A 10,625-nucleotide genomic window follows, 5' to 3' on the forward strand; every position below is an offset into this window, starting at 1 on the left:
GGGGTGACCCGGCTGGGGGGCAGGGATTTCTTCATCGCGCGCGACGGGGTGGTCGGCTGGACTGGGGATCAGGCCGAAACAACATGCAGGTTGGGCTTTGCGATGGCGCTGCGGATCTGGCGGGCGACCGCTTCGGCCACCGGCGGCGGAAAGGCATTGCCGACCTGACGATAGGCGTTGGTCTTGGCGCCGGTGAAATGCCAGCTGTCCGGAAACCCCTGCAGGCGGGCGACCATACGCACGGTCAGCCGGGGCATGTCGTTGTGAAACGGGTCGGGGGCCTCATTGGCGATGGTGCGCCCTTCGACCCCCAATGCGGCCCAGGCGCGGCGCGCCCGCGTCGGGCCAAGGTCCGGTCCGCCGTGTTTCTTGGAGCCGCCAACAACGGTCGGCGCGATCTCGTCGGCCTTGCGCGCCCAATCCTCGGCCCCGCGCCAGCCGCGTTCCTGCATCAGGTCCAGCAGGGTTTCCCCCACCGTGGCGGGGTTGCGGGGCAGCGGGTCTGGCCAGTCGAACTGGTCCGCAAACTCGCGCCGCAACGCCACGATCGCCACCCGCGGGCGCAATTGCGGCACGCCATAGTCCGAAGCATTGAGCAGCCGCCAGCCGGTTTCATAGCCCAGCTTGCCCAGCTGGCTTTTGAGCTTTTCGCGATAGTCGTGAAACACCGCGTCGAGAAATCCACGCACGTTTTCGATCATCACCGCGCGGGGGCGGGTGGAATCGACGATGTCGATGGCGTCGTCGAACAGATTGCGTTCGTCCTTTTCGCCCAGCTGTTTGCCTGCGACGGAAAACGGCGGGCAGGGCAGGCCGCCGGCCAGCAGATCAATGCCGCGAAAATCGCCGGCAACGGATTTGAAATTCCGCACATCTTCTTCCAGCACGTTCCACACGGGGCGGTTGTGGCGCAGGGTGGCGCAGCAATGCTTGTCGATTTCCACCAGCGCCGTGTGGTCATATCCGGCCTTCTCCAGCCCGAGGGCCTGACCGCCCGCACCTGCGCATAGTTCCACCGATGTCAGCATATGTTCCGCCCGCCTGAAGAAGTTCTTGCTCTGTTCACCGACGGTGATACCCCGGCCTGACCGGACAAGGCAAGTCCCACGTAGCGCAATCGCGCAGACAATTCTGCCGACCGCGCGGCGCAACAGCGCACCGCTGGTGAACAGGCCAATGGATCTGCTGTGCCGGAAGAGGACCGAATGGAGCGGGCGAGGCGATTCGAACGCCCGACCCTAACCTTGGCAAGGTTATGCTCTACCCCTGAGCTACGCCCGCATCCTGTTCGGTGACGCGGGTTTAGGCGGCGCTGTGCCGGTGCGCAAGCGGAAAATGCGCCGGTCTTGCCGATTTTCCGTGTGATTGCGCGACGGGATTTCCAGACCGCGCCGTATCAGATTGAACAACAGCACAAAGCAGATCGAGGAGAGATTGCGATGAAATTTGGAGAGGTGTCCCGCCTGACCGTGCTCGGGGTGGCGATCGGGCTGGCGCTGCTGGTGCAGCCGGGTGGCCAGGGGCGCGCCGATGCCCACGCAGTGGCGCCGCTGCCGCCTCAGGTCGCGGTTGAAACGTGCCCCCTGGACGCATTGCCCTGTTTGCACACCTGACGGCCGATCCCGATCCGGGGCCCGATCATCCGCTCACGCCCAAGTGACCCGGTGGGAGCGGCGCGCGGCTTGTGTCGTGGCCCGGTTTTCATGTGACAAACAAGGGGTCCCGCCAACGGAGTATTTGTCCGCCATGCCCGCTTTCCCCGCTGCCGACATCCGGTTTCTGCGCTTGCCAGAGATCCCATTGGCCGAAATCGCCCGCCATATGTCAGACCCTCGTCTGGCCGCGCATATGCCGCTTCTGGCCGGGGTCATCTGGGACGCCGAGACCACGGCCCGTTTTGTTGCCACCAAAGAGGCCTGCTGGCACCGGGACGGGCTCGGCCACTGGGCCTTTGTGCAGGGCGACCGCTATGTCGGTTGGGGCGGGTTCCAGAAAGAGGACGAGGCGTGGGATTTCGGATTGGTTCTGCGCCCCGAGGCCTTCGGGCTGGGCCTGACCCTTGCACGTCAGGCGCTGGCCATCGCGCGCACCGATCCGCGCATTCCCTTTGTGACCTTTCTGTTGCCGCCCTCGCGCCGCCATCTGGGGGCGCTGCGCCGGTTGGGGGCGAAACGGCTTGCTGATGTCACCTATCAGGGCACGCCGTTTCAGAAATACCGGCTGGAGACGGCCTGAGCCATCTTGGCACCGGACCTTCTGTGGTCGCGCCCGTCGGCCCCGTCGACTCTGTCGTTCTGTCGTTGTCCTGTCGCGTCCTTGCGGGGTCTGCCCGACCGAAACGAAAAGACCCCCGGTGTCGGGGACACCGGGGGTCTTTCCAGACGGGTTTAACCAGTCGCGGGCGATCTACTCCAGTTCGACCAGCAGATCCTTGGCATCGATCTGGCCGCCGGGCTGGACGTGCACGGCCTTGACCACGGCGTCCCGTTCGGCATGCAGACCCGTCTCCATCTTCATCGCTTCGATGGTCAGCAACAGATCGCCTTCCTTGACCTGCTGGCCCACCTGCACCCCGATCGAGGCGACAACCCCCGGCATCGGCGCGCCAATGTGGTTGGGGTTGCCCACTTCGGCTTTCGGGCGGGCGGCGGTGGTGGATTTCACCAGACGGTTCGGCACCCGGATGACGCGCGGCTGGCCGTTCAGTTCGAAGAACACCTTCACCTCGCCGCTTTCATCCGTTTCGCCAATGGCCTGCAGGCGGATTTCCAGCTTCTTGCCGGGGTCAATTTCGGCGGTGATCTCGTCGCCGGGTTCCATTCCGTAAAAGAAGGTCTTTGTCGGCAGGGCACGCACCGGGCCGTATTGGCGATGGCGTCCCATGTAATCCAGGAACACCTTGGGATACATCAGATAGCCGTTGAGATCCTCGTCATCGACCTTGAACCCCTCCAGCTCCTTGGACAGATCCGCGCGGGTGGCTTCAATATCCACCGGCTCCAGATGGGCACCGGGGCGTTCCGTGTTGGGCGCATCGCCCTTCAGCACCTTCTTGACGATGCCCTCGGGGAACCCGCCGGGAGGCTGGCCCAAGTTGCCGCGCATCATGTCCACGACCGAGTCGGGGAAAGACACATCCGATTTCGGGTCTTCCACCTGCGCCCGGGTCAGGCCCTGAGAGACCATCATCAGCGCCATGTCGCCAACCACCTTGGAGGAGGGCGTCACCTTGACGATATCACCGAACATCTGGTTCACATCGGCATAGGTCTGGGCGACCTCATGCCAGCGCTCCTCCAGACCCAGGGATCGCGCCTGTGCCTTGAGGTTGGTGAACTGACCGCCGGGCATCTCGTGCAGATAGACCTCGGAGGCCGGCGCCATCAGGCCGCTTTCAAAGGCGGCATATTGCGCCCGGACCTGCTCCCAATATTCCGAGATCTCGCGGATGTTGCCGATGTCCAGACCGGTGTCGCGGTCGGTGTTCTTCAACGCCTCCACGATGGACCCCAGACAGGGCTGCGAGGTGCCGCCCGAGAACGCATCCATTGCCGCATCCACAGCATCAACGCCCGCATCCGCCGCTGCCAGAATGGTCGCGCCCGCAATGCCAGAGGTGTCATGGGTGTGGAAATGGATCGGCAGGCCGACTTCTTCTTTCAGCGCCTTGATCAGGATCTTGGCCGAGGCCGGTTTCAACAGACCCGCCATGTCCTTCAGGCCCAGCACATGCGCGCCGGCCGCTTCCAGCTCTTTCGCCATGCCGACGTAGTATTTCACGTCATATTTGGCCCGCGCGGGGTCGAGGATGTCGCCGGTATAGCAGATGGTGCCTTCGCAGATCTTGCCGCTCTCGACCACGGCGTCCATGGCGACGCGCATGTTCTCGACCCAGTTGAGGCTGTCAAAGACGCGGAAAACGTCGATGCCCTTGGCGGCTTCCTTGACGAAGAACTGCACCACGTTGTCGGGATAGTTGGTGTAACCCACCCCGTTGGACGCGCGCAGCAGCATCTGGGTCATCAGGTTCGGCATCGCCTCGCGCAGGTCGCGCAGGCGCTGCCAGGGGCATTCCTGCAGGAAGCGATAGGCCACATCGAACGTCGCGCCGCCCCAGCACTCGACCGAGAACAGCTGGCTGAGGTTCTGCGCATAGGCCGGGGCCACCTTGATCATGTCATGGCTGCGCATGCGGGTGGCCAGCAAGGACTGGTGACCGTCGCGCATGGTGGTGTCGGTCAGCAGGAGCTGGCGCTGCGCCTTCATCCAGTCGGCGACGGCCTTGGCGCCTTTCTGCTCCAGCAGGTTGCGGGTGCCATAGGGGGTGTTGCCCTTGTCGACCTTTGGCGCGCGCGGCTCTTTCAGGTCGGCTGAGGGCGCGGCGCGGCCTTCGGTCTCCGGGTGACCGTTGACAGAGATATCGGCGATATAGGTCAGCACCTTGGTGCCGCGGTCACGACGCTTGGCGAATTGGAACAGCTCCGGCGTCTCGTCGATGAACTTGGTGGTGTATTCATTCGACAGGAAGGTCGGATGCTTCAGCAGGTTCTCGACAAAGGCGATGTTGGTGCTGACACCGCGCACCCGGAATTCGCGCAGGGCGCGGTCCATGCGGGCAATCGCCTTTTCCGGCGTCGGCGCCTTGGCGGTCACTTTGGTCAGGAGACTGTCGTAATAGCGCGTGATCACCCCGCCCGCATAGGCGGTGCCGCCATCCAGACGGATGCCCATGCCGGTGGCCGACCGATAGGCGGTGATGCGGCCATAGTCGGGAATGAAGTTGTTCAGCGGATCCTCGGTGGTGACGCGGGTCTGCAGCGCGTGACCGTTCAGTGTGATCTCGGACTGGGCGGCCTTGCCGGTCGCCTCGGCCAGGGTCTTGCCCTCGGCAATCAGGATCTGCGCCTGCACGATGTCGATGCCGGTGACCTCTTCGGTGACCGTATGTTCCACCTGCACGCGGGGGTTCACCTCGATGAAATAGAACTGCTCCGTTTCCATATCCATCAGGAATTCAACGGTGCCGGCGCATTCGTAATCCACATGGGCGCAGATCTTGCGGCCCAGCTCGCAGATTTCCGCGCGCTGCGCTTCGGTCAGATAGGGGGCGGGGGCGCGTTCCACGACCTTCTGGTTGCGGCGCTGCACGGAACAGTCCCGTTCAAACAGGTGGTAGATCTCGCCGTGCTTGTCGCCCAGGATCTGCACCTCGACGTGACGGGCCCGGATGATCATCTTCTCCAGATAGCCCTCGCCATTGCCAAAGGCGGCTTCGGCCTCGCGGCGGCCCTCCAGCACCTTTTCTTCCAGCTCGGCCTCGGACTGGATCGGACGCATGCCGCGACCGCCGCCGCCCCAGGAGGCTTTCAGCATCAGGGGATAGCCGACCTTGGCCGCTTCCTTGCGGATCGCGTCCATGTCGTTGCCCAGCACTTCGGTCGCCGGGATCACCGGCACCCCGGCCTCCACCGCCACGCGACGGGCCGACGCCTTGTCGCCTAGGGCGCGCATGGTTTCCGCCCGTGGGCCGATAAAGGTGATGCCATTGCGGGCGCAGGCGTCAACGAAATCCGGGTTTTCGGACAACAGCCCATAGCCGGGATGGATCGCATCCGCGCCGCATTCCTTGGCCACGCGGATGATCTCGTCGATCGACAGATAGGCCGCGACCGGGCCAAGACCCTCGCCGATGCGATAGGCTTCGTCCGCTTTGAAACGGTGCAGGCCCAGCTTGTCCTCTTCGGCGTAGACGGCGACGGTGCGCTTGCCCATCTCATTGGCGGCACGCATCACACGAATGGCGATCTCGCCACGGTTGGCTATCAGGATCTTATTGAACTCGGTCATCTTCATCCCCCGGGGTCTTGATGATTTTGGCGGGTGCTTGCGGCTGTTTGGCATGCAAGCCTCTCTGGCCTATCGGTCTCTGCGGCATGATCGCGCTCATTTACGCCCTTGTTTCCTGAATTTCGGCGGGTGGGAGTGCCGAAACGAGAAGGTTTTGCCCGCACAGGCGGGTTTTGCCACCGCAGAAACCCACTTTGTAGAGCGGGCTGGCGATGTTGTACCTAGCCCAAAGGATAGAAGCACGCACTTTTTTGCACTGCAGCATTCTATCGCGCGCTTGCCCGATCGTTAACCACTCTTTCGAGTAGTTCTTCTATTCTGTCGAGTTTCAGGTAAATTTTAATCAACAGCTAAGGATCAGCCAGAAGCGATCTCCAAGACCCCAGGAAAGTAAGTTCAACCGCCCACGATTTTTCAAGGAACCGAACCCGATGCACCGTTTTGTCTATGTCAGCACCGCAACTTGCTCGCTCACCGATCACCAGATCGCAGATATCGCGGGCGCCTGTCACCGCAACAATCGCCGCAACGGGCTGACCGGTATGCTGGTGGCGCATCAGGGCAAGTTCCTGCACATTCTCGAAGGCGACGAAGCGGCCATCCGCCGCCGCGCCCAGATGATCCAGAATGACCCGCGTCATGGCGAATTCGAAGTGATCGAAGCCCGCGAGATCGAGATGCGCGCCTTCACCGACTGGACCTTCGTGACCGAAACACCCAAGGCGCTGCCGCTGCTGGGCAATGAAAAAACCGCCGCCCTGGCCGACCTGATGCCGATCAACAGCCCGCTGCGGGGTCGCGATCTCAGCGTGCGCCACATGGTGCGGGATTTCCTTGCCAGCTTCAAACAGCTGCTTGCGGCGGCCTGAACCAGACCAGACAAGATCCAGCCTGACCGGGGGGGAAGGCGAAATGGCGTGATCCCGGGCGGGGATCGCGCCATTTTTTATGCGCCGTTTCCTGTTCCGTGCCTGTGGCGGGCGGGGCGGTTAGGACAAATCGACCTGCGTCACCGCCCGCAATTCGGGCAGGGTGGCAACCCCGAGCTGACCCATATTGGCCGCCATGTCGCGGCGCAGGATGTCGCTCAGATGCGCCGGACCCGCCGCGCCCAGGGCCGCCAATGCATAATGATAGGCGCGTCCGAACATCACGAAATCGGCGCCGCAGGCCAGTGCACGCAGGATATCCAGCCCGCCCTCCAGCCCGCTGTCGAGTATCAGCGGCAGCTGCGTTGCCGCGCGGATCTGCGGCAGCACCTCGATGCTGGCCGGGGCGGCATCAAACTGGCGGCCGCCATGGTTGGAAATCCAGATCCCATCGACCCCGGCCGCTTCCAGCCGCGCCACATCGCGCACATCCAGCACGCCCTTGACCACCAGCGGGCCCTCCCAATGCTGGCGCAGCCAGTCCAGATAGCTCCAATCGGGGGCGGTGCGCAGCAGATACCCGATATGAGCGGTCGACGACAGCGCCGCGGCGGCGGCCCCGCTGGTGTATTTATCCAGCGTTCGCATATGTGGCATGCCGCCGTCGCGCCGATGCCGCGCCGCCATCCCAAGCGCCCAGGCGGGACGCCGCGCCACCTGCGCCAGCAGGCGCGGGGTCAGCCGTGGCGGTTGGGTCAGACCGGACCGCACCTGCCGCTCGCGGCGCGAGGCCACCGGCACATCCACCGTCAGCACCAGCACCTTGAACCCGGCGGCGCGGGCGCGCGCCAGCATATCCTTGCGAATGGTCTCGTCCTTGGGCGGGTAGAGCTGGAACCAGCCGTGATCGCCCAGATGAGGCGCCAGATCCTCCGGGCTCTGACTGGCCACCGTGGACAACCCATAAGGAATGTCGGCGGCGCGGGCGTGGCGCGCCAGATGGCCTTCGGCATCGGGCCAGATCAGCCCCGACATGCCAAGCGGCGCGATGCCAAAGGGCACAGGAAGGCGCGCGCCAAACAGGGTGCAGCTCAGATCCACCTCTTTCGGCCCGCCCAGGATCGCCGGCAGCAGCCCGATCCGGTCCAGCGCCAGCCGGTTGCGCGCCTGGGTGGCCTGCTGTCCGGTGGCACTGTCCAGATACTCCCAGACAAAGCGGGGCAGGCGGCGGCGTGCCCGCGCCCGCAGATCGTCAACGCCGGGATATCTCTGGTCCAATGTCATGGTCATGGACTAGGCCCCGCGCCGCACGATTCGGCAAGCACCCGCGTCCTTTGGCTGTTTTGCGGCCCGTTTGCGGCATGCAACCCGACGCGGTTGAAAATAAGGCGCGAAAACCTCGGAACATGTCGTGAACAAACTCTTTCCCTCCGGGGCTGAAAACTCTAGATTGATCGCCATGAGCAGTTTCGACGAAATGGACGCCTTCGAGGGCGCATCCCTGTCCGCCCGTGCCATGGCCGCGCGGCCCATGCCCTATCTCGACGGGTTGAACCCGGCCCAGCGGGAGGCGGTTGAAACCCTGGATGGTCCCGTCCTGATGCTGGCCGGCGCCGGCACCGGCAAGACCAAGGCGCTGACCACCCGCATCGTGCACCTGTTGTCGACGGGCAAGGCCCGCACCAACGAAATCCTCGCCGTGACCTTCACCAACAAGGCCGCCCGCGAGATGAAGGAACGGGTGGGGCGTATGCTTGGCCAGCCCGCCGAGGGCATGCCCTGGCTTGGCACCTTCCATTCCATCTGCGTCAAACTGTTGCGCCGCCACGCCGAACTGGTCGGCTTGAAATCCAATTTCACCATTCTGGACACCGACGACCAGATCCGCCTGTTGAAACAGCTGATCAAGGCGGAAGGTATCGACGACAAACGCTGGCCCGCCCGCATGCTGGCCAATATCATCGACGATTGGAAAAACCGCGCCCTGACGCCGGAGAAAGTGCCCGCCAGCGATGCCAGCGCCTATAACTATCGCGGTACGGAATTCTACGCCCAGTACCAGGCCCGCCTGAAGGCGCTGAATGCCGTCGATTTTGGCGACCTGCTGCTGCATGTGGTCGAGATCTTTCAGACCAACCCGGACCTGCTGGCGCAGTATCATCGCTGGTTCCGCTTTATTCTGGTGGACGAGTATCAGGATACCAACGTGGCCCAGTATCTCTGGCTGCGGCTGCTGGCGGCGGGGCACAAAAACATCTGCTGCGTCGGCGATGATGACCAGTCGATCTATGGCTGGCGCGGCGCCGAGGTGGGCAATATCCTGCGGTTTGAAAAGGATTTTTCCGGTGCCAAGGTGATCCGGCTGGAGCAGAACTATCGCTCCACCGCGCATATCCTTGCCGCCGCCTCCGGCGTCATTCGCGGCAACGAGGGCCGCCTGGGCAAGGAACTGTGGACCGAGGCCGAGGGCGGCGAAAAGCTCCGCCTGATCGGCCATTGGGACGGCGAGGAAGAGGCCCGTTGGATCGGCGAAGAGATCGAGGCGACCCAGCGCGGCACCCGTGGCCAACGTCCCATCGGGCTGAACGAGATGGCAATTCTGGTGCGCGCCTCGCACCAGATGCGCGCTTTTGAGGATCGGTTTCTGACCATCGGTCTGCCCTATCGCGTCATCGGCGGCCCCCGCTTTTACGAGCGGTTGGAGATCCGCGATGCCATGGCCTATTTCCGGCAGGTGATTTCGCCGGACGATGACCTCGCCTTCGAGCGGATCGTGAACACCCCGAAACGCGGGCTGGGCGACAAGGCCCAGCAGACCCTGCAGACGGTGGCGCGCGCCAATGGCGTGTCGCTGGTCGATGGCGCCCGGCTGGCGCTGGACGAAGGGCTGATCAAGGGCAAGGGCGGCACCGCGCTGCGCCGTCTGGTCGATGATCTGGCGCGCTGGGGCCGACTGGCGGGCGACGGCGACCTGTCGCATATGGAACTGGCAGAGATCATCCTGGACGAATCCGGCTACACCACCATGTGGCAGAACGACAAGAACCCGGATTCCCCCGGCCGACTCGAAAACCTCAAGGAACTGGTCAAGGCGCTGGAAAACTTCGAGAATTTGCAAGGGTTCCTCGAACATGTCAGCCTGGTCATGGACAATGACAAACAGGATGCCGAGCAGAAGGTCTCGATCATGACCCTGCATGCGGCCAAGGGGCTGGAGTTCCCCGCGGTCTTTTTGCCGGGCTGGGAGGACGGATTGTTCCCCTCGCAGCGGTCGATGGATGAAAGCGGGCTGAAGGGCCTCGAAGAGGAGCGCCGCCTGGCCTATGTCGGCATCACCCGTGCGGAGGAGCTTTGCACGATCTCCTTTGCGGGCAACCGGCGGGTCTTTGGTCAATGGCAGTCGCAATTGCCCTCGCGCTTTGTCGATGAATTGCCGGAAGAACACGTGGAGGTGCTGACCCCGCCCGGGCTGTATGGCGGTGGCTATGGTGCAGCGGCCCCCCGGGCCGGGTTCGAGGAGGCGCCGATACGCTCCACCATCGAGGAGCGCATGGCGCAGGCGGACGGGTATAATTCGCCCGGCTGGAAACGGATGCAGGCCCGGGCGGGGGAACGGGGCATGAGTCAGCCGAAAGAAAGCCGGACGCAGATCATTGATCTGACGGCGACCTCTTCTTTCACGCTGGGCGAGCGGGTGTTTCACCAGAAGTTCGGCTATGGCGTGATCGCCGGTATCGAAGGCGACAAGCTGGAAGTGGATTTTGAAAAGGCGGGCCTGAAAAAGGTCGTCGCCCGTTTTGTGACCGCCAGAGACGATATTCCTTTCTAGGTCTGATTCGAGTCTGACCGATGTGCGACAGGGCGCACTGCCAGCGGGCAGTGCGGGTCGGATCGCGTTGCGATCCGACC

General features: G+C 63.6%; 7 protein-coding genes and 1 tRNA gene. 4 read left to right on the plus strand and 4 right to left on the minus strand.

Annotated elements, in window-relative coordinates; genetic code table 11:
- Window positions 1–68: 68 nt before the first annotated feature.
- Together TRIHO_RS03345 and TRIHO_RS03350 are read right to left on the minus strand one after the other, a co-directional pair.
- A complete protein-coding gene (locus TRIHO_RS03345) occupies window positions 69–1,028 on the minus strand; it encodes a DNA cytosine methyltransferase (protein WP_068240406.1) in 960 nt (319 codons plus the stop codon).
- Between the two features lie 178 nt (window positions 1,029–1,206).
- Window positions 1,207–1,281 (minus strand) — tRNA-Gly (locus TRIHO_RS03350).
- Between the two features lie 158 nt (window positions 1,282–1,439).
- Here TRIHO_RS03350 and TRIHO_RS23800 point away from each other — a divergent pair.
- Both TRIHO_RS23800 and TRIHO_RS03360 read left to right on the plus strand, forming a co-directional pair.
- Window positions 1,440–1,613 carry a hypothetical protein gene (locus tag TRIHO_RS23800; RefSeq protein ID WP_165595880.1) on the plus strand — a complete coding sequence of 58 codons (174 nt, stop codon included), beginning with the start codon at window positions 1,440–1,442 and terminating at the stop codon, window positions 1,611–1,613.
- Window positions 1,614–1,746: 133 nt separating this feature from the next.
- Window positions 1,747–2,235, plus strand: coding sequence for a GNAT family N-acetyltransferase (locus TRIHO_RS03360; RefSeq protein ID WP_068240410.1), 489 nt, complete (start codon window positions 1,747–1,749; stop codon window positions 2,233–2,235).
- 171 nt (window positions 2,236–2,406) lie between these two features.
- Here the strand turns inward: TRIHO_RS03360 and TRIHO_RS03365 are convergent, their stop codons facing one another.
- A complete protein-coding gene (locus TRIHO_RS03365) occupies window positions 2,407–5,847 on the minus strand; it encodes a pyruvate carboxylase (protein WP_068240416.1) in 3,441 nt (1,146 codons plus the stop codon).
- A gap of 431 nt (window positions 5,848–6,278) precedes the next feature.
- On the opposite strand from TRIHO_RS03365, the gene TRIHO_RS03370 reads away from it, so the two are divergent.
- The gene (locus TRIHO_RS03370) at window positions 6,279–6,716 is read left to right on the plus strand and encodes a BLUF domain-containing protein (RefSeq protein ID WP_068240412.1); all 438 of its coding nucleotides are present in this window, start codon (window positions 6,279–6,281) and stop codon (window positions 6,714–6,716) included.
- A 120-nt stretch (window positions 6,717–6,836) separates the two neighbouring features.
- On the opposite strand, the gene TRIHO_RS03375 is transcribed toward TRIHO_RS03370, so the two are convergent.
- On the minus strand, window positions 6,837–8,000 hold the full coding sequence (locus TRIHO_RS03375; RefSeq protein WP_068240418.1) for an alpha-hydroxy acid oxidase: 1,164 nt from the start codon (window positions 7,998–8,000) through the stop codon (window positions 6,837–6,839).
- 175 nt (window positions 8,001–8,175) lie between these two features.
- Between TRIHO_RS03375 and TRIHO_RS03380 the strand changes: the two genes are divergently transcribed.
- Complete coding sequence (locus TRIHO_RS03380; protein ID WP_068240414.1) at window positions 8,176–10,545, plus strand: ATP-dependent helicase; 2,370 nt, start codon at window positions 8,176–8,178, stop codon at window positions 10,543–10,545.
- Window positions 10,546–10,625 lie beyond the last annotated feature (80 nt).

It is taken from the genome of Tritonibacter horizontis (assembly GCF_001518015.1).
GTDB lineage: Bacteria > Pseudomonadota > Alphaproteobacteria > Rhodobacterales > Rhodobacteraceae > Epibacterium > Epibacterium horizontis.